This is a genomic window from Companilactobacillus paralimentarius DSM 13238 = JCM 10415 (assembly GCF_001434985.1).
In the GTDB taxonomy this organism is placed as follows: domain Bacteria; phylum Bacillota; class Bacilli; order Lactobacillales; family Lactobacillaceae; genus Companilactobacillus; species Companilactobacillus paralimentarius.
Genome location: NZ_AZES01000126.1, coordinates 1 through 18702 on the forward strand (window position 1 = coordinate 1; position 18702 = coordinate 18702).

Here is an 18702-nt window from a genome sequence, read left to right on the forward strand (position 1 = left end):
TTCTATCCAAATTTTTCGTCTGGGTAGAATTCTATTTAATCTTACAATCTACCATTCTTAAAAATAATTGATATCATTTACTATCAAATGACCTTAAATAGCTAATTGTGAGGTAGAAAAAAGCTGAGAATAATATTCCCAGCTTTTTTAAGTATTATATTTCGAAAACTCCATTATTGAATGGTAACTCAACAACAACGTTATCAGTTAAAGTGAATTCTTTTACGCTTTCAAAGACTTTCTTAAAATCAGTGGCTTCATCATTGCTGAAAAGTTCCATGATTTTCTTCATGATGTCAGCTTTATCCATTGATGTGTGGAATTTGTAAAAGTCTAAAACTTTTCCAGTAGAGTTCATGGCAACAAAAGTACTACTACTATTCTTATTAGTATATAAGTAACAAACGTTATCCAAGTAACCAGTAGCTTCCTTTTTGTAAAGTTTTAAGTTATCCAATCCAATATTTGATAATTTAACAAACTTAGTTTGTTTATCCATTGCTATACCTGCATTTTCTATTTTATTTGTAATATCTATGTATAAGTTATTTTGAGTGCGTTTAGAGCTTTTGTCAAATTGAAGGAGTTATCATTACCTAGTTTGGAATGCAAGCGGTTTACATAATTTGTAACACAATTGTAACTTATGAAGAAACTTTTAACGTGATATATTAAATACCTGTTGTTAAATATGTAATTAAATATAGGAGTGTGCAAATGCCACGTAATTTAAAAGAAGAAATTGTATTCACAGCCATTATGGCCGGATTGATGGTGCTAGTAATGACGGGATATAATGTTGCCATGGCTCAGGGGCTCAGCAGTGGGTTGCCAATGGCAATTTTAAGCGCCTATCCACTAGGTTTAGGTGTAGCTATCGTATTGGATCTACTAATTGTTGGACCAATCGCTAAAGGATTAGCTTTCAAATATATTATTAATGATTATATGAAGAAAAATACTGTTTTGATCGGTATCACAATCTCAGTTTTGATGATTTTTGGTATGGTAACTTTGATGTCATTCTTCGGAATCGCCGTTGAAGGCAAACTATCTCAAGGACATGTTCTAGCTACTTATGGTCATACTTGGATCTTTAACTTGATTGTTGCTTTACCTCTACAACTATTGATTGTTGGACCAATTGCTCGTGGAGTATTAGGTAAAATGCAAAAGACAGTTGCTAAAGTTGAAGAAACAGAAGCAGAAACAAAGGCAGCTAAAGAAGAAATTTAATTTAGATCCGTTAATCTAAAAGGCTTCATTACATTCAATTGTTGAGTGTGATGAAGCCTTTTTCTATGAAATTAAATTAATTCCGAAATCACGTTGAGAACTTGATAATTGGCATATTTTCCCAATTCAGTGAGAAAATCATCAAGTTCAGAATTAGAGTGAAAGGCACCGTGAATCATGTAATTCATTTGGCCCGATATTTTGTAGTGATGACGGATAAAGTTTCGTTTGGAATCAACGAAATTGAGATATTTTTTATTACTGCGGAAATCCATCTTAGTTTGAATAAAGACTTGAAAATTGTAGCCCATTTTGTCTAAATCAACTTCAATGGTATATTTTTTAATGATTTTTTCATCTTCAAGTTGTTCAATTCGAGCAGCAACAGCTGGTGGAGTGAGATTAACGAGTTTAGCTAATTTGTTTTTCTTAATGCGGCTATCTCGATTGAGATGTTTTAAAATTTTAAGATCAGTATTATCCACTTTATTCAATTCTTTCTGTATTTAAGATTCAATATATATTATACGATAGTAGATTTTTACAAAAGAAATAATAATTTTTACTTAGCTTTGTTAAAGGCAGTCATTAGACGGAATCCGATGGCTGCTATTTTAAATTCTCCAAAAATTGCTTGAATGAGTGTGTAATAATGTAATCTTTTCGGTAAATAAAAGAAATTGGCAAAGTTGAAAATTGTTCCGGTAGTTCGACTTTCTTGAGAATTCCCTGATTGAAGTAGGGTTGGACAACTTTTTGCGGTAGGAGACTGATACCTAAACCAGCGCTAACACTGGCAATAATAGCATTTAGGTAATTAAATTCGATAGGATGATGGATCATGATCTGCTTTGAATCTAGCCAACTTTCCAAAGTTTTGCGATAAGCGCAACCGACTGGAAAAACCAATAAAGAAGAATTTTCAACGTCGATATCGGATGTATTAGCGGTCACTAAACAGAGCTTCTCAGCCATCAAAGGTAGACTAACAAGTTTTTGATCACTAACTTTACCACCAATAATTGCACCATCTAGTTCGTAATTGAGAACTCTTTGCGCACTTAACAAGGTCGTGCCAGTCTCGATTGAGAGTTCAACTTGAGGATTCTGCTGATGGAATTTAGACAGTATTTGAGGCAGAAAAGTCGAAGCCGCAGTTTGTAAAGTGCCAATTTTCAAATTACCATGGATCTCTTCGGGATGTTGCAATTGATTGATAGCATCGTCAGTTAGGTTGACTATTTTAATAGCTTTGGCGTAGAAGTCTTTACCATTGTCAGTCAGAGTAATACCACGATTGGTTCGAAAAAATAATTTAGTATTCAATTCGTTTTCCAATTGTCGTAATTTGGCAGAAATATTTGATTGCGCGTAGCCCATTTCTGCGGCAGCACCGGAGATACTGCCTTTTTGAGCGATAGTAATAAACATTTGTAGAGTATTTGTATTCATAGTTAACTCCTGATATATGAATTTTGGTACGGCTAGTTTCTCGTTGTCATAGTTTATTATATATCCAAGCGACCATATACTGTTCTTGTAAGTTAATTCAAACAAAAAATGAGGTCGCTAAATATGAGATTTTCAACAGTCAAAGTAAACGGGTTAGATGTTTTTTATCGTGAAAGTGGTGATAACAGTAAACCAACATTCTTGTTATTACATGGGTTTCCAACTGCCAGTCATATGTTTAGAAATTTGATGCCAATGTTAGAGAATGATTTTCATGTGATTGCTCCAGATTTCATCGGATTCGGTCAATCAGCTGCACCAGAACATACAAAATTTGATTATACTTTTGCTAATTTAACTAATTATGTTGATGGATTCTTAGATGCTATGGAAATTGATAAATTTTATCTTTATGTGTTTGATTATGGTGCACCGATTGGTTTTAATATTGCTGCTAAATATCCAGAAAGAATTTTGGGAATCGTTAGTCAAAACGGTAATATTTATCAAGAAGGATTAGGTAAGAAATGGGAAGGCCGTAAGGATTATTGGCAAAATCCTACACCAGAATTACGTGAGAGTTATAAGTCAGCATTCCAACCAACAACGATTAAAGGTCAATATACTGGTGGTGAAAAAGAGAGTAGCGTATCTCCGGATGGTTATACTTTGGACATTCACTACACAGAATCTCCCGATTATGCTGAAAGACAATCGGATTTGATTTTTGATTATCAAAGTAACGTGGCTAATTATCCTAAGTATCAAAAATATGTTAAAGATTATCAACCTGAGATCATCGCAGCTTGGGGTAAAAACGATCCTAGTTTCGTCTATCAAGGTGCTCAAGCCTTTACCAAAGATGATAAGAATGCAGAGGTACATTTGTTAGATGGTGGTCACTTTGTTTTGGAAACACATTGGCGAGAAATTGGTCAATTGATATTGAATAAATGGGCTAAATAAAGAATAAATATAGCAGGTAATCGTATTTTGATTATCTGTTTTATTTTTTAAGCAGGAAAGACCATATTCCAAACTTTTTTTCGTATTTATAAGTATAGGGAGTTGATTGCAAATTAATATCAATATATACTTCGTATATACGGAGGCGATGATATGAGTGTTAAAGCAAGAAAAGTAGGTAATTCTAAAGTTTTTACTATACCTCAAAATATAAAACCGACCGATGGAGAATATGAAGTATTTCAAGGTCGTCATGGTTCAATCGTGTTCTCCCCCAAGAAAACCAATATTTTTAAAGATAAAAAGTTCCTTAAAGAACATGATCTTAAACAAAAAGAAGAATTCAACGATGAATCAATAGGAGAGGAAGAAATTGATTGAATATATTCCTGAAAAACAGGACGTGGTGTGGTTAAATTTCAACCCATCATCAGGTAAAGAAATTGGGAAAAGACGTCCGGTCTTAGTTTTGAGTAATAAAGAATATAGTAAGGTTACAAATTTGGTTTTGATTTGCCCAATAACTCATGCCAAGAAGAATCATTTAAGAATGACAGGCTTGCTTATTCCCATTACGGAAGTTCCAGGAATAGATGGATTTATAAATCCTCTACAGATACATACCTTTAATTATCAAGCTCGCAAGATTGATAAAATTGGAGAGTTAGATGATAGTACCTTTTTTGATGTTATTAGAATAGTTAATGACATAATTGAATAAAAGCAAAAAGAGTAACGTTTCTTAAAATAAGTTTTTACTCAAATTGGGTTAAAGCGTGATTGTGCTTAAATTCCCATCTTCCGCAAGAATTGGAAATGTGTTGGAACGCTATGGGCATGACTTGAAGCTAATAATTTCACCTTCGGCAAAATTATGGATCTCCAAGATCAGCCTTATTGTAAGCGGCAAAACCGCCAACAATAATGTCATAGCTGAACACATTTCCAATTCTTACTCCAGAATAAATAACATTTCAATTATTTTTCTTGAAGTAAGCATGTTCAGTACGTGATTTTGTAAAATGATTTAATTTAATAAGATGAAAACAGCCTCTATTAAGGGATTCAAGTAAAGAATATATCTTGAATACTTAATGGAGGCTGTTCTTTTAATTATCCTGTTGTAGTTTAGAATGTCTGATTCCATAGGCAAAGTAGAAAATCACACCTAAAATTAACCAGAATGAAACAGATACTTTAGTTAAGTTTGGTAACATGACAATGAAGTAAACACTGAATAGTCCTGAAAGTATTGGTAACACTGGATAAAGTGGCATTTTGAAGCCGTCATTTGGAATGTCTTTACGATGTCTCAAAGGAATAACGCCAAATGAGATAAAGGCGAATGCTAATAATGTTCCAGCATTAATCAAGGAAGCTAATTGTGTTAGTGGTACTAAAGCTGCGAAGAATGTTTGAATAATGGTTGCGATGATAATAGCGTTGGTTGGTACGGCGCGTTTGGAACTAACATGACCTAAGAACTTAGGTAGTAGGCCGTCACGTCCAAGCGCATAAACTAATCTAGAACCACCGAAAAACATAGTGATCATGGCTGTAAAAATACCAATCAGAGCGCCTAAAGTGATAATTTTATTCCAAGCGCCTAGATGAATAACTTTCAACGCATAGGCTGCGGGATCGTCAACATTTAATTTAGTATAGTGAACGATTCCTGTTAGAACGAAAGAGAAAGCTACGTACAGTACAACTGCTACAATAACAGTTCCAATAATACCTTTGACAACGTTCTTACCGGGGTCAACAGTTTCAGCTGAATTAGCTGCCAAAGCATCGAAGCCGATGAAAGCAAAGAAAACAGTAGCAGCAGCGGTAGAAATACCACCCAGACCAAATGGTGATGAATGAAATTTAGCTGGATAGAATGGTACGTAATTGGATGTCTTAATATAAAAGACACCGACTACGATGAAGAGAATGATGATTGCCACTTTAACGACTACGGCAATATTTTCAATTCGTTTAGATAAGTCAACACCGTGAAAAATAATGAAAGAAACAATTAAAACGATAAGACCAGCAGTTAAATTAATAACGCCACCTTCTAAAGGTCCAGCTTGTAAGGCTTTAGGTAGTGTAATGCCAAAGGCAGCTAAAATGTTGTCATTAAAGTACGAGGCAAAACCGGTAGCCTCGGCTGAAACTGCCAAAAAGTATTCAAGAATTAAAGCCCAACCGAGTAACCAACCGACGAATTCACCATAGATAACAGAACCAAAGGAATAGGCTGAACCGGCAACTGGCATAGCGGACGAGAATTCAGCGTAAGCCATACCGACCATTCCAGAGACTAGCGCTGCCACCAAGAAAGCAATAACAACAGCTGGTCCTGCATGTAGTGCTGCTTCGTGCCCTGGTAGGATGAAGATCCCTGTACCAATAACGGCACCAATTCCAAGTGCAACTAAGTCTTTAGCGTGTAAAGTTCTTACCAAGTGAGAATCGGCTTTGACATAGTTTTCAACACTTTCTTTTTTAAAAATATTTTTCATGAAAATCCCCCTAATAAAAAAGAAAAACGTAATTTTTATTATTACTCAAATATTAAATGAGTACAACTTATTTTTTAACTTTATTAAAGAGAAATTAAGAAAAATTGACATCTGATGAGCAAGATATGTGAAAGAAAATCGTATTTCGTGAGACAATATAGTTGTAAATTATATTTCCAAAAGAGTATGATTTATCAAATTAAGATAAATTAAAGAGCTAATGGAAAGGATGACATTATGTTACAAATCATGGGGTTATCATCAATCGTATTATTAACACTGATTTTTAAAAAATTGGAGAGTACTCCAGCAGTGTCTCCAGTTAGAATTAATCGTAAATAATTGAATATATTGAATACAGAGGGAACTTCGTTAACGTAATTTGTTGATGAGGTTCTTTTTTAGTATTGGTTGATAATTTTTTGAAGTTCATTCAAGTAGGAATTTTTTAAAGCTTGAGGATAATTAATTTTGACGTTATTACCTAATGAAAGAAGATATTGAATCATGTAGTTGAATTCTTCCTGATTGTAACCGCCATAGAGGTAATATTGACGGTCAACTTGTTTCAGTTTCATATTAGGGTAGTTATTCTTTTGAAATAATTCGACACCAAGCGGAGTCAAACTACATTCAAAGGGGATGTTATGGTAGTTTTTTTCATAATCATCCTGAATTTCTTGCATTTGTGTATGAGTTAGAGTTGTTTGGGTATAGTTGGGTGAACAGTTTTTCATTTGGTCACAACGATAAGTGGCCCAGTTTTTACTTTCAAAGTTGTAAATATTACAGAACCAAATTCCGTGACGATATAACAAATCAGATACTTGAATTGTTTGTTTTTTATTATGAAAGGTTAAATTCAGAGCAGTTTCTTCCAAAATTGACTGCAAAATAATATTTAAATCCAGCGGAGCCGAAATAGAAGGTATCTTATAATATTGAACTGATTTTTGTAACTTGATGACGGCCTGCTGCTGAATTTTAGTTAGAGTCGCCATCAGTTTGTCAGAGATATGATTATAAGGCTTCTCAAATGGGGTGGCAGAGAGGGAACTTAGGGCGTTGAGAGCAAAGAAAATAGCATTGATCTCTTCGAGATTGAAGGTTACGGGGATCAATAGTTGGCGATTAACGATGTGAAAACCACCATAGCGGCCATTTTCGGTGTAGAAACTTAGGCCCATGTTTTCGAGATCAGTGATATCACGCAAGGCCGTTCGTTTAGAGATTTGAAATTCGGTTACTAGGTCATTGATATGAAAAATTGATTTGTTGCTTAGAAAAATTAATTCTTGGTTGAGTCGTTCAGCTTTATTCATTTTTATTTCCTTAATGGTGTCATAGATTGTCACCATTGAATTGTAGTATTAACTTATCAATTAAGACAAGGACAAATTAAAAATGAAAACATTAATTATTAACGCTCAACCAGATTTTCGTAATGGAGATCATTACTCAATTAAACTTCAACAATTATTTCTCAAAAAATTTCAAGTAACCTTCCCTAAAGAGACGGTCGATTTAATCAATCTTTATGACATGGAGATTCCTCAATTAACTACGGATCAACTTTTAGGTATTTGGGAAAAACAAGCTAATCACATTACTTTAAATAATGAAGAAAAACGAATTTTTCAAATAAATCAGGATTTGATTCAACAATTTAAATCCCATCATCGTATTGTTATTGTCTCACCGCTCCATAACTTCAACGTGACTTCTAAAATGAAGGATTACATTGACAATATTCTAGTGGCACATGAAACTTTCAAATATACAGCCGAAGGTTCAGTTGGTTTGATGACAGACAATTATAGAGTGATGTTACTTCAGGCTAGTGGCTCGATTTATACAAACAATGACCGTTATACGCCATTGGAGTTCTCAAGAATGTATTTGCAAGGTATCTTCGAAGAACTCATGGGCTTCGATAATTTTTTGATTGTGCGTGCTCAAGGGTTACAAACTAATGGTATTGACGTAAGTAAAGCTATGGAGCAGGCCAAGAATGATTTGAATATTGAATTTGCTAAATTTTACGAGCAATAAAAGTGTTCTTTTACGCCTGAACCATGGCATAATGAAGCTAGATTCGACAAATTATAAAGTGAGGTTGATTAGATGAAGCAATTTACACTTGAGGAATTAAAAAAATATAATGGTGAAAATGGCCAACCAGCTTATGTAGCTATCGATGGAGTTGTTTATGATGTAACTGATGTGGAACCTTGGCAAGGTGGAAAACATCATGGGAACGTTGCTGGTAATGATTTGTCTGAGGCTATTATGAAATCACCACATAAACATTCTGTTTTAGCAAAATTAAATGAAGTTGGAAAATTGGAGGAACGCTAATAAGCGTTCTTTTTTATTACCATTCATAAGTTAAACTTATCAATTGGCTTTAAATTTGAAATTGGTTGAAATACGGTTTGCCTGTAAGATATCACTTGTAAGTTAAGTTGATGAAGCAAGTAAGAGGTAAGTTGTATAAATGAATAATGAAGTTATCGTATTGTTTGGTGCCGGTTCAATCGGTGAAGCAATTGTTAGAAGAGTCTCGGCCGGTCGTAAGTTATTACTAGCTGATTACAATGAAAATAAATTAACCGAGATGAAACAACATTTAACGGAAGCAGGCTTTGTAGTAGAAACAATCAAGGCAGATCTTTCTTCCAGAGAGTCTATTAAAGAAGTAGTTGCAAAGGCCCAATCTCTTGGCGATATTATGGGATTGGTCAATGCAGCTGGTGTTTCACCTTCACAAGCTAGTCCTGAACAAGTTTTGAGAGTAAATCTTTATGGAACTTCGGTTTTATTGGAGGAATTTGGTAAAGTAATGGCTCCCGGCGGAGCAGGAATCGTGATCTCATCACAATCGGGTCATCGTTTGCCAGCTTTGTCACTAGAGGATAATCATGCTTTGGCAATGACACCAACTGAAGAACTATTAAATCTATCAATTTTACAACCAGATGTTATCAAAGATTCATTGGTAGCTTATCAATATGCTAAACGGACCAATGTTTTACGAGTGGCCGCTGAATCAGTTAAGTGGCAAAAACGTGGTGCTAGAATCAATGCAATTAGTCCTGGTATTATCATGACGCCGTTAGCCATTGATGAATTGAACGGACCACGTGGTGCAGGTTACAAGCAAATGTTTGATTCAATGGTTACGAAACGTCCAGGTACGCCAGACGAAATTGCTAATTTAGCTGAATTATTAATGGATCGTCGTGGTGCCTTTATTACGGGGAGTGATTTCTTGGCTGATGGTGGTATTACCGCTCAATATTGGTACGGCAATGTTTCAGAAGTACGTAATAGTGGAGCACAAAAATAAATTTTTGAGGAGATTTTAATTATGAAAGCAGCGACCTTTGTAGAACCAGGAAAAATGGAAATTAGAGAATATGCTAAACCAGAAATTCAAGAATCAACTGATGCAATTATTAAAATTGTTCGTGCTTGTGTTTGTGGATCTGATCTTTGGTGGTATCGTGGTATTTCAAAACGTGAACCAGGTTCAACTGTCGGACATGAAGCCATTGGTATCATTGAAGCCGTTGGTTCAGAAGTTAAAGATGTTAAAGTAGGCGACTTTGTGATTGCTCCATTCACCCATGGCTGTGGTCATTGTGCTGCTTGTCTAGCTGGTTTTGATGGTGATTGTTTGAATCAAGAAGCTGGTGGCAATGGTGGTTATCAAGGTGGATACTTGAGATTCACTAATGCTAACTGGGCTTTAGTTAAGATTCCTGGTCAACCAGAAGATTACTCTGATGATATGCTTAATAATTTCCTAGCTTTAGCTGACGTTATGGCCACAGGCTTCCATGCTGCAACTAGTGCCGAAGTTAAAAAAGATGATACTGTCGTCGTTATGGGAGACGGTGCCGTTGGTTTGAGTGGTGTTCTTTCAGCTCATCTATTGGGTGCTAAGAGAATTATTGCCATGAGCCGTCATGAAGACAGACAGAAGTTAGCTAAAGAATTCGGTGCAACCGATATTATTCCTGAACGTGGAGATGAAGCAGTTGCTAAAGTTATGGAATTAACTGGTACAGGTGCAGATGCAGTTCTTGAATGTGTTGGAACAGAACAGTCTGTTGATACAGCTGTTAAAGTAGGCCGTCCTGGTGCTGTCGTTGGACGTGTCGGTGTACCTCAAAAAGCTGAAATGAATACTAATAATCTTTTCTGGAAGAACATTGGTCTACGTGGAGGGATTGCCTCAGTAACAACTGATGATAAGAATATATTGTTGGATGCTGTTTTGAGTGGCAAGATCAACCCCGGAAAAGTCTTTACTAAGAGATTTACACTTGATGAAATTCAAGATGCATATGAAGCAATGGATAAACGTACGGCTATCAAATCTTTGATTGTTGTAAGTGATAAATAGGAGAAAATAATGAAAAAAGTTTTAATCATTGGAGCAACTGGTACAATTGGCGGTGCTGTTCGTCAAACATTATTGAATGATACTGACAATCAATTAACTTTGTTTGCTAGAAGCGCTAGTCGTTTGAATACTAGTGACCGCGAAACAGTTTTAGCTGGAGATGTAACGAAAGATAGCGATTTGGATAAAGCTATTGCTGGTCAAGATGCCGTCTTTGTCGCTTTAAGCGGTAATTTAGGTCAATTTGCTAAAAAGATTGTTGCAGCAATGGATCGCAATAATGTTTCACGTTTGTTGTTCATTACATCAATGGGTATTTATGATGAAATACCAGCCTCAGTTGGTGCTAGTGGTAACTTGAGTAGTAATTCAATGTTACGTTCATATCGTGAAGCAGCTGATGTGGTTGAGGATTCTGATTTGAATTACACAGTTATTCGCCCAGGATGGTTTACTAATGGACCTGTTGATTATGAAATTACAAAGAAGGGTGAACCTTTTGGTGGACATGACGTTTCAATTAGTTCAATTGCTGATTTTGTAAAGAATGCGATTGCTGATGATAGTTACTATTCACACGATAGTGTTGGTTTGAATACAAAATAAGAAAAAGTAGCCTCTTTGACAGAGACTACTTTTTTTTAGGATAAATTAAATGGTAACAAATATAGTCAAAAGCGGTGACTAATAACGTAATTGAGAAAAGCCATCCAAATGGATCTTTGAAATTAAGACTGATATCGAAATTGTAAACTCCATGATTGATGGCAACATTCTTTATAGCGTATGCAATGATTAAAGCCCATAACACTGTAGTTAAGATAGAAGTATACTTACGCATATTATCATTTCCTTTTAGTGAAATTGTTTATAATATTAATAATAGTTTAGGAATATGTAAATTAATAGTAAAAGTTGAGGTGTAAAAATGTTTCAACAGATGCAATACCTTATATCAATTGTAAAAAATCATAGTTTTACGCAAGCAGCGGTTGATTGCAATATTTCGCAATCGGCCATTTCACAACAAATGAAAGAATTAGAGAGTCGTTTGGGCGTGAAATTGTTGAATCGGAAAGGGCGTAGCTTTGAAGTAACTGAAGCCGGCCAGTATTTTTATACGCATAGTCAAGATATTTTGGCCAATGTGGATCAATTGATTAAAAATACTGTCAAGATTGAAAAGAATGACGAAGTAGAACTTCATGTTGGTTATTTGAGAAGTTTTGGAACGACCGAATTTTTACAGACAGTTTCTAAATTTACGCAAGAATTTCCTAAAGTTAAAATCAAGATTAGCAGCGGGACACATGAAGAACTCTATGAACTGTTGCGTACAGGTAAACTAGATTTGAATTTCTCAGATCAACGTCGAGCTTTATCGAATGAATATCAAAATGAATTTTTGACGTCTAGTGAATTTATGGTTGCGGTAAATCATTCTTTGCCAGTCGATGATAGAAAAATTGATATTGCCGATTTGGCTGATATACCATGTATCTTGATTCTAGATGGTAATCAACAAAAAGCCGAGGAAGAGTATTACCGAGACATTTTAGGAGTAAAAAGTGAATTTGTTGTGGCTAAGAATTATGATGAAGCCCAGATGTTGATTGCTTCTAATCAAGGGTACTTGATAATTAATCGTCGAATGCGTAAGCAATTGGATCAAGATATTGTGAAGATGATTCCTTTAATAAAAGGTGATCGCAAGTTAATTCAAAATTATTACGCCTATTGGCAAGCCGATAATTCTGGGTATTATATCGAAACGTTTGCGGATTTATTGAAGCAAAGTTTTGCATAACTTTTACTTATGAATAGGCCTTAGTTTTAGAATAGTTTAGATATAAAAATGTTGGTATCATGCTCTTTGTAAGTTAAGGAAGCGTGATAGAAATGACAGATAAAGAAACAATTATGCAATTATATCGTGATGAAAATACGGCAATGGTAAAAAAGGATATTAACCGTCTAAATGAAATCTTAGCTTCATCAATGACTTTGACTCATATGACTGGTTACGTGCAACCAAAATTAGAATGGATCGATCAGATTCAAAACGACGAAATGCAGTATTTATCTTCTAAAGAAGATGACATCAAGAATATTGAGATTAATGGTAGCAAGGCTAGTTTAGTGGGTCAAAATCAGGTTCAAGCTAAAATCTGGGGTGGAGGTGTAAACACTTGGCCTCTACAAATGAAAATGTACTATGAGAAAAAGAATGGCGAATGGATTATCACTAATCAAGTTGCCAGCACATACTAAAAAAGATAGCTGATTGAAATTAGCTATCTTTTTGATATTATTTAACGATATTTATTTTAATACGATCCAAAGGAATTTCACGTGGAACAAATTCTTCATCAGTTTGTCCTAAAGTTAGTGCAAAAACACCTTTGAATCCAGTAGGTAGAACGTTGTTAGGAATTGAACCAACACTAGACATATTGTAATTAGCACCTAATCCTTGATTTTCAGCGGCCAATTCCATGTTGTGAACGATAGCCCCAGCTGAGACATCCTCCATGGCATCAGGGTCTTCAGCAGAAACCACAATAACGGTTGGAGCATCATAAATACCACTCATTTTACTTAATATACTTGAGTCCTGAATGACTGTTAGACGATAATTGTTGTATTCACCCATACCAACGGGACTAGCATTAGCGGCAAGTAAAATTTTATTTAACTGTTCATCAGTAATTTGACCGGTGTAATGACGAACAGCCTTGCGTGAACGGATCATTTTTTCAGTTTCCATATATCAACACTCCCTTATTATGTTTCTCTTTCTATAATAATATAAATAAATTTATATGGATCAAAATGTTGCAATCAATTTTTTTTGACAAAATTCGGTTATAATTGTTTCATTTTTATAGAAAGTCGTATAAAGTTAATATTATAGTAAATTAGAAAAATATTAAAAATAAATTAGAGGTAGCTCATGTCTGAAATTAAACATTTTTATGAAACATTTCATCCAGCACACTACGATATTTTTATAGATATCGATCGTGATGCTAAGACCATTTCCGGAACAACTAAGATTAATGGTGATGCTAAAGAAAAGACAGTCTCAATTAACCAAAAATACTTGAATATCAAATCAGTTGAAGCTGATGGCGAAACTGTACCTTTCAAAGTTGATGACGAGAATGAAGGAATTCACATCGATCTTGAAAAGACAGGTGAAACTACTTTAACAATTAGTTATGATGCTAAATTGACTGATTCAATGATGGGTATTTATCCTTCATATTACGAATTGAATGGCGAAAAGAAACAAATCATCGGTACACAATTTGAAACAACTTTTGCTCGTCAAGCCTTCCCATGTGTTGATGAACCTGAAGCTAAGGCTAAATTTGATATCGCTATCAAATTTGACGAACAACCTGGCGAAACAATTTTGGCTAATATGCCAGAAATTCGTAACGAAGATGGTGTTCACTACTTCGATACAACTGTACGTATGTCAACATATCTTATTGCCTTTGCCTTCGGTGATCTTCAATCTAAGAAAACTAAGACTAAGAGTGGTGTAGAAGTTGGTGTCTTTGCTACTAAGGCCCATAAGGCTAAGGAATTAGACTTCACTCTTGATATTGCTAAACGTGCAATTGAATTCTATGAAGACTTCTATCAGACACCATATCCACTTCCACATTCATGGCAATTGGCACTTCCTGATTTCTCAGCTGGTGCTATGGAAAACTGGGGACTTGTAACTTATCGTGAAGCATACTTATTACTTGATCCTGATAACACATCAATTGATACAAAGATGTTAGTTGCTACTGTTGTTACTCATGAATTGGCTCACCAATGGTTCGGTGACCTTGTAACTATGAAGTGGTGGGATGATCTCTGGTTAAATGAAAGTTTTGCCAATATGATGGAATACGTTGCAGTTGATGCTATTGAACCTGACTGGCATGTTTGGGAAATGTTCCAAACATCTGACGTTCCTGCCGCCTTACAACGTGATGCAACTGATGGTGTTCAATCAGTTCACGTTGAAGTTCAAGATCCAGCTGAAATTGATGCTTTGTTCGATTCAGCCATTGTTTACGCTAAGGGTGCCAGAATGCTCGTTATGGTGCGTGCTTTACTTGGTGACGACAACTTACGTAAAGGTTTGAAGTTATACTTCGAAGCTCATAAGTATGGTAATGCCAAGGGTGCTGACTTGTGGAGTGCTCTAGGTGAAGCTTCAGGTATGGATGTTGGTAAGATTATGAACTCATGGCTAGAACAACCTGGTTACCCAGTAGTTTCAGCTAGTGTAGTTGATGGCAAACTTACATTGTCACAAAAACAATTCTTTATCGGTGAAGGTAAAGAAGTTGGTCGTCAATGGCAGATTCCTTTGAACAGCAATTATGATGTTGCTCCTAAGATTATGGCTGATCAAACAATTACTTTAGGCGATTATGAAGAACTACGTAAAGCAAATGGTAAGCCATTCCGTCTAAATGTTGGAAACAACTCACACTTTGTTGTTAAGTATGACGAAACACTTCAAAAGGATATCTTCGATAATATCGATTCAGTTGATACTATTTCTCAACTTGGATTGCTTCAAGATCTCCGTCTTTTGGCTGATGCTCGTCAAATTTCATATGCTGATGTTGTACCAATGCTTGAAGATTTCTCAGAGAGCAAGTCATCAACAGTTACAGCTGCAATGTATCGTATTGCCAATAACTTGAAGAAATTCGTTAAACCTAATACTGATGAAGAAAAAGCTTTGCAAGCCCTCTATGCTAAATTGAGTGCTAAACAAGTTGCTCGTCTTGGCTGGGAACCTAAGGCTGGAGAATCAATTGATGATCAATTGACACGTCCATACGCTTTGAGTGCTGCTTTGTATGCCAAGGATGAAAAAGCCATCTCTGAAGCTCATAAGTTATTTGTTGCTAACAAGGATGACTTGGCAGAATTACCAGCTGATATTCGTCTCTTAGTAATTAGAAATGAAGTTAAGAACTATGGTAGCGAGGAACTAATCAATAGTTTGTTGAATGAATACAAGACAACTTCAGATCCAAGTTACAAGAACGATTTATCTGTTGCTATTCCAAGTACAACTGACAGCAAGTTGATTGGTGAAATTGTTGATAAGTTCGAGGATGCTGATATTATCAAACCTCAAGATCTACGTGCATGGTATCGTGGTATTTTGAATAATGATGAAGGTCAACAGGCTGCTTGGGATTGGATCAGAAGTGACTGGCAATGGTTGGAAGATACTGTTGGTGGTGACATGGAATTTGCTACATTTATCACTGTCACATCATATGCCTTCCATACACCAGAACGTTTCGAAGAATTCAAGAAGTTCTTTGAACCTAAGATCAATACACCGGGATTGACTCGTGAAATCACAATGGATATCAGTATCATTGAGACTAAGGTTAACTTGGTTGAAGATGAAAAAGATGCTGTTAATGCAGCTATCAAAAATGCTTAATTTTTGATTATAAAAGATTAAAATATTTAAATAAAAAGTTTGGAGAAATGACAAAAAGCCGTTACTTCAAGCTTTTTTTGCTATTTAATAGTTAGATTGGTAAAAATAATTTATTCAGAATAGAATATAAAGCTTGTCTAAACATGACAAAATGTATTACCGTTTTAGTACTATTATATAAATATAGTTATTGATGTTAGCGATGCCATTGTGAAAGGAGTGATTGATATCAAAAAATTACTAGTTTTATATGTAGGATTCATTTTACTGGGGCTTTTTTTGATATTGAATTTTTCAACAAATACTACCTATGCGGCTGTTGCCACTCAAGTAACCTTGGACAAGGTGTTGAGTAATACAGTAGATAATAAGGGTGTAGATCGTACTTTGCCTAAGGGCTTAACTAATATTAACGAGTTATTTAATGTTCCAGCAATTACTAATAATGATACTGAAGTAATGCCTGCCAATACTGGTGACAATAAAGGAAGTGCTGATGTTACCGTATTAACACAATTAGGACAAACTAATAAAGTTGGTGCTATTTGGTCCAAGAGAACGCAATCTGATACCAGTAAGCAGAACTATATAAATGTAGATAAACGTCAAACTATGTCTATGTGGATGTACTTCGGAGGTGTTGATAGTTTCGGTGGTACTGATACCGGTGATGGTATGGCGTTAGTTTTACAAAATGTTTCAGATAGTGCTTTTACTAATGGTGGTGATGTTGCTAATATACCTGGTGAAGCCTTAGGTGTCTGGGGAACTGTAGTTTCGCCAATTGATGTTGTTACATCTGCTCTGGCTAAAACAGCCATTCAAAAGAGTTGGGCTATGGAATTTGATACCTATCCTAATTCTGGTACTTATGATAGTAATTTTGATAAGAATGTCAGTGGTTTCAATCATATTGCCAGCAATTATCCGGCTAGAGAGTCAACCTATGGGATTGGGACAGAAGGTGCTTATATGAATCATGATAATTTGATTACTAGTATCCCCACTGCGACAAGAACTAGTAATTTCTTAACCGATGATCATTGGCATCATGTGACATTGACATGGACACCAGCACCTAGCGGTTCTACTGATGCTACAATGACCTTGAATTATGATGACAAGAATATGGACGGAACTCCTAAGTTGACCACTGCCGGCAAGGTCAACACTAAAGTTATGAAAGTTGATACGACTGCTTTTGATCTCAATGGCAGCAATAAACTCTATTGGGGCTTCACTGGTTCAACGGGTTTAAGTTCTGAAAATAATTTGATTATCTTTGAATCTATTCCATCTTTGGTTGAAGCTGATGCTACGACTTCAATTATTGATGAAACTTCAGGTAATCGTGAAATTACCGATGCTACAACTGATAATCCTAATGCTAACGTGGTCCATCAAGGAGACAAAGTTAGTGTAAACTATAATCTAAATTATTTGAGTGGATCAAAACCTTGGGAAAATATTGATGCCACAATTAATCTACCTGATAAAATTGATTACAGTAGTGCTTTGATTACTTATACCGATGATGCAGGCAAGACATCCACCGAAACAATTGGCGAATTTAGCGGCATGACTAATAATCAAATTGAACATAAGCTAGGGCAATCTTTGTATAAGACAGGAATTACTTCAGCTAATGTTAAATTTGAAGGAACTGTTAATGCCGGTACAACTACTACAGAAACTGATGTACCAGCAGCACATGCTAGTTTTTATGGTAGTGATTTGCAAAAAGATGTCATGACAAAAGCCTTTGTGATTAAGCAACCAAATAAGATTACGTTAACTAAGACTGGATCTGACGTCACAACTAGCTTTAATAAAGAAGTTTTGTTAAATGGTAAAGTTTCATACAGTGACAAGACTAAAACTGTTGATCCGTCTAAATTGACAGTTGTTGCAAGTGTGAATGGTCAAGTTGCTAAAACTTCAATGAACTCAATTTTAGCTAGTAATTCAACAGACACTTTTGCTTTACCAGTATCTTCACAACTGTTCTCCAACTTGCATGAAGGTGCTAACACAGTCACAATCTACGTTTATAATAATGAGGATTACAATGTTTCTGATACGATTACATATACAGTAACTATTTCAGGAACAGTTTCCTTATCAGCTTCAAATAGTAACTTTAAGACCGTACAATCCTTTGGAGATAATTCAATTATTCCAAGAGGAAGTGATTGGTCAATTAATGTAACTGATAGTCGTCAAAAGGGAGCAGGTTGGAAACTGTTTGCTTCGGCAACTCCTTTAGTTAATGAGGATAAAGAAACTTGGACTAATTCTAAGGATGGTCAAAGCTTGATTTTTATTGATGGGTCAGGCAACACAAACAATCTAGTCAATAATGAAGCTGAGATTAGTGGAGCGGTTAAAAGTCAGACATCGGCACAAGATTATGATATTGATAGTCAATGGTCGACTAGTGATGGAATATTGTTGAAACGTGGTTCGTATGAGAGTGCAGGTATATATACCTCTACCATAACTTGGAATTTACAAGATAGTATTTAGTCAAATATTTTGATAAAAAATCATGATTGTTGAGAATTTTCTCAAATCATGATTTTTTTTGTATATGGTAGATTGTAAGATTAAATAGAATTCTACCCAGACGAAAAATTTGGATA

General features: G+C 35.3%; 20 protein-coding genes. 13 read left to right on the forward strand and 7 right to left on the reverse strand.

The features are described from left to right. Positions 1-154: 154 nt before the first annotated feature. The gene (locus tag FD33_RS10545; protein WP_025085599.1) at positions 155-499 is read right to left on the reverse strand and encodes a hypothetical protein; all 345 of its coding nucleotides are present in this window, start codon (positions 497-499) and stop codon (positions 155-157) included. Between the two features lie 218 nt (positions 500-717). Between FD33_RS10545 and FD33_RS10550 the strand changes: the two genes are divergently transcribed. Further along, complete coding sequence (locus FD33_RS10550; protein WP_025085598.1) at positions 718-1236, forward strand: DUF2798 domain-containing protein; 519 nt, start codon at positions 718-720, stop codon at positions 1234-1236. A gap of 71 nt (positions 1237-1307) precedes the next feature. On the opposite strand, the gene FD33_RS10555 is transcribed toward FD33_RS10550, so the two are convergent. Both FD33_RS10555 and FD33_RS10560 read right to left on the reverse strand, forming a co-directional pair. Continuing rightward, on the reverse strand, positions 1308-1721 hold the full coding sequence (locus tag FD33_RS10555; RefSeq protein ID WP_025085597.1) for an Lrp/AsnC family transcriptional regulator: 414 nt from the start codon (positions 1719-1721) through the stop codon (positions 1308-1310). Between the two features lie 124 nt (positions 1722-1845). Then, positions 1846-2688 carry a LysR family transcriptional regulator gene (locus FD33_RS10560; protein WP_034544237.1) on the reverse strand — a complete coding sequence of 281 codons (843 nt, stop codon included), beginning with the start codon at positions 2686-2688 and terminating at the stop codon, positions 1846-1848. A gap of 123 nt (positions 2689-2811) precedes the next feature. Between FD33_RS10560 and FD33_RS10565 the strand changes: the two genes are divergently transcribed. From FD33_RS10565 to FD33_RS10575, 3 genes are all read left to right on the forward strand, one after another. Beyond that, the gene (locus FD33_RS10565) at positions 2812-3654 is read left to right on the forward strand and encodes an alpha/beta fold hydrolase (protein ID WP_025085596.1); all 843 of its coding nucleotides are present in this window, start codon (positions 2812-2814) and stop codon (positions 3652-3654) included. Positions 3655-3807: 153 nt separating this feature from the next. Then, positions 3808-4035 (forward strand): type II toxin-antitoxin system PemI/MazE family antitoxin, encoded by a 228-nt coding sequence (gene mazE, locus FD33_RS10570; RefSeq protein WP_025085595.1) that lies wholly within the window; start codon positions 3808-3810, stop codon positions 4033-4035. Beyond that, on the forward strand, positions 4028-4375 hold the full coding sequence (locus FD33_RS10575; RefSeq protein ID WP_025085594.1) for a type II toxin-antitoxin system PemK/MazF family toxin: 348 nt from the start codon (positions 4028-4030) through the stop codon (positions 4373-4375). The genes mazE and FD33_RS10575 overlap by 8 nt, the downstream gene beginning before the upstream one ends. A 388-nt stretch (positions 4376-4763) precedes the next feature. Here FD33_RS10575 and FD33_RS10580 read toward each other — a convergent pair whose 3' ends face one another. Together FD33_RS10580 and FD33_RS10585 are read right to left on the reverse strand one after the other, a co-directional pair. Next, positions 4764-6167: an APC family permease gene (locus tag FD33_RS10580; RefSeq protein WP_025085593.1), complete on the reverse strand. Its 1404-nt coding sequence runs from the start codon at positions 6165-6167 to the stop codon at positions 4764-4766. Positions 6168-6568: 401 nt separating this feature from the next. Next, on the reverse strand, positions 6569-7489 hold the full coding sequence (locus tag FD33_RS10585) for a helix-turn-helix transcriptional regulator (protein WP_025085592.1): 921 nt from the start codon (positions 7487-7489) through the stop codon (positions 6569-6571). Between the two features lie 82 nt (positions 7490-7571). Here FD33_RS10585 and FD33_RS10590 point away from each other — a divergent pair, with 82 nt between their 5' ends. The 5 genes from FD33_RS10590 to FD33_RS10610 all read left to right on the forward strand — a co-directional run bounded on the left by FD33_RS10590 (position 7572) and on the right by FD33_RS10610 (position 11184). Continuing rightward, on the forward strand, positions 7572-8219 hold the full coding sequence (locus tag FD33_RS10590) for an FMN-dependent NADH-azoreductase (RefSeq protein WP_056955961.1): 648 nt from the start codon (positions 7572-7574) through the stop codon (positions 8217-8219). Between the two features lie 72 nt (positions 8220-8291). Next, positions 8292-8525, forward strand: a complete 234-nt coding sequence (locus tag FD33_RS10595; RefSeq protein ID WP_025085591.1) for a cytochrome b5 domain-containing protein — start codon at positions 8292-8294, stop codon at positions 8523-8525. Positions 8526-8664: 139 nt separating this feature from the next. Further along, on the forward strand, positions 8665-9516 hold the full coding sequence (locus tag FD33_RS10600) for an SDR family oxidoreductase (protein ID WP_025085590.1): 852 nt from the start codon (positions 8665-8667) through the stop codon (positions 9514-9516). A gap of 21 nt (positions 9517-9537) precedes the next feature. Next, entirely contained in the window at positions 9538-10578 is a 1041-nt protein-coding gene (locus FD33_RS10605) for a zinc-dependent alcohol dehydrogenase family protein (RefSeq protein WP_025085589.1), read from the forward strand. Between the two features lie 9 nt (positions 10579-10587). Then, positions 10588-11184, forward strand: coding sequence for an NAD(P)H-binding protein (locus tag FD33_RS10610; protein ID WP_025085588.1), 597 nt, complete (start codon positions 10588-10590; stop codon positions 11182-11184). 25 nt (positions 11185-11209) lie between these two features. On the opposite strand, the gene FD33_RS10615 is transcribed toward FD33_RS10610, so the two are convergent. Beyond that, positions 11210-11419 carry a hypothetical protein gene (locus tag FD33_RS10615; RefSeq protein WP_025085587.1) on the reverse strand — a complete coding sequence of 70 codons (210 nt, stop codon included), beginning with the start codon at positions 11417-11419 and terminating at the stop codon, positions 11210-11212. Positions 11420-11506: 87 nt separating this feature from the next. Here FD33_RS10615 and FD33_RS10620 point away from each other — a divergent pair, with 87 nt between their 5' ends. Both FD33_RS10620 and FD33_RS10625 read left to right on the forward strand, forming a co-directional pair. Next, positions 11507-12385: a LysR family transcriptional regulator gene (locus FD33_RS10620; protein WP_025085586.1), complete on the forward strand. Its 879-nt coding sequence runs from the start codon at positions 11507-11509 to the stop codon at positions 12383-12385. 92 nt (positions 12386-12477) lie between these two features. Beyond that, positions 12478-12849, forward strand: a complete 372-nt coding sequence (locus FD33_RS10625) for a nuclear transport factor 2 family protein (RefSeq protein ID WP_025085585.1) — start codon at positions 12478-12480, stop codon at positions 12847-12849. A 37-nt stretch (positions 12850-12886) separates the two neighbouring features. Here FD33_RS10625 and FD33_RS10630 read toward each other — a convergent pair whose 3' ends face one another. Next, entirely contained in the window at positions 12887-13345 is a 459-nt protein-coding gene (locus FD33_RS10630) for a nitroreductase family protein (protein ID WP_056955962.1), read from the reverse strand. A gap of 186 nt (positions 13346-13531) precedes the next feature. On the opposite strand from FD33_RS10630, the gene FD33_RS10635 reads away from it, so the two are divergent. Continuing rightward, positions 13532-16060 carry a M1 family metallopeptidase gene (locus tag FD33_RS10635; protein ID WP_056955963.1) on the forward strand — a complete coding sequence of 843 codons (2529 nt, stop codon included), beginning with the start codon at positions 13532-13534 and terminating at the stop codon, positions 16058-16060. Between the two features lie 285 nt (positions 16061-16345). Then, positions 16346-18586: an L-type lectin family protein gene (locus tag FD33_RS10640; protein ID WP_025085583.1), complete on the forward strand. Its 2241-nt coding sequence runs from the start codon at positions 16346-16348 to the stop codon at positions 18584-18586. The last annotated feature ends 116 nt before the right edge of the window (positions 18587-18702 follow it).

Bases quoted from the DNA above. Each gene is read 5' to 3' on its own strand.
- FD33_RS10605 (WP_025085589.1), top strand. From the start codon at position 9,538: ATGAAAGCAGCGACCTTTGTAGAACCAGGAAAAATGGAAATTAGAGAA.
- FD33_RS10625 (WP_025085585.1), top strand. From the start codon at position 12,478: ATGACAGATAAAGAAACAATTATGCAATTATATCGTGATGAAAATACG.
- FD33_RS10565 (WP_025085596.1), top strand. From the start codon at position 2,812: ATGAGATTTTCAACAGTCAAAGTAAACGGGTTAGATGTTTTTTATCGT.
- FD33_RS10615 (WP_025085587.1), bottom strand. From the start codon at position 11,419: ATGCGTAAGTATACTTCTATCTTAACTACAGTGTTATGGGCTTTAATC.
- FD33_RS10595 (WP_025085591.1), top strand. From the start codon at position 8,292: ATGAAGCAATTTACACTTGAGGAATTAAAAAAATATAATGGTGAAAAT.
- mazE (WP_025085595.1), top strand. From the start codon at position 3,808: ATGAGTGTTAAAGCAAGAAAAGTAGGTAATTCTAAAGTTTTTACTATA.
- FD33_RS10635 (WP_056955963.1), top strand. From the start codon at position 13,532: ATGTCTGAAATTAAACATTTTTATGAAACATTTCATCCAGCACACTAC.
- FD33_RS10560 (WP_034544237.1), bottom strand. From the start codon at position 2,688: ATGAATACAAATACTCTACAAATGTTTATTACTATCGCTCAAAAAGGC.
- FD33_RS10585 (WP_025085592.1), bottom strand. From the start codon at position 7,489: ATGAATAAAGCTGAACGACTCAACCAAGAATTAATTTTTCTAAGCAAC.
- FD33_RS10620 (WP_025085586.1), top strand. From the start codon at position 11,507: ATGTTTCAACAGATGCAATACCTTATATCAATTGTAAAAAATCATAGT.
- FD33_RS10590 (WP_056955961.1), top strand. From the start codon at position 7,572: ATGAAAACATTAATTATTAACGCTCAACCAGATTTTCGTAATGGAGAT.
- FD33_RS10550 (WP_025085598.1), top strand. From the start codon at position 718: ATGCCACGTAATTTAAAAGAAGAAATTGTATTCACAGCCATTATGGCC.
- FD33_RS10580 (WP_025085593.1), bottom strand. From the start codon at position 6,167: ATGAAAAATATTTTTAAAAAAGAAAGTGTTGAAAACTATGTCAAAGCC.
- FD33_RS10630 (WP_056955962.1), bottom strand. From the start codon at position 13,345: ATGGAAACTGAAAAAATGATCCGTTCACGCAAGGCTGTTCGTCATTAC.
- FD33_RS10545 (WP_025085599.1), bottom strand. From the start codon at position 499: ATGGATAAACAAACTAAGTTTGTTAAATTATCAAATATTGGATTGGAT.
- FD33_RS10610 (WP_025085588.1), top strand. From the start codon at position 10,588: ATGAAAAAAGTTTTAATCATTGGAGCAACTGGTACAATTGGCGGTGCT.
- FD33_RS10600 (WP_025085590.1), top strand. From the start codon at position 8,665: ATGAATAATGAAGTTATCGTATTGTTTGGTGCCGGTTCAATCGGTGAA.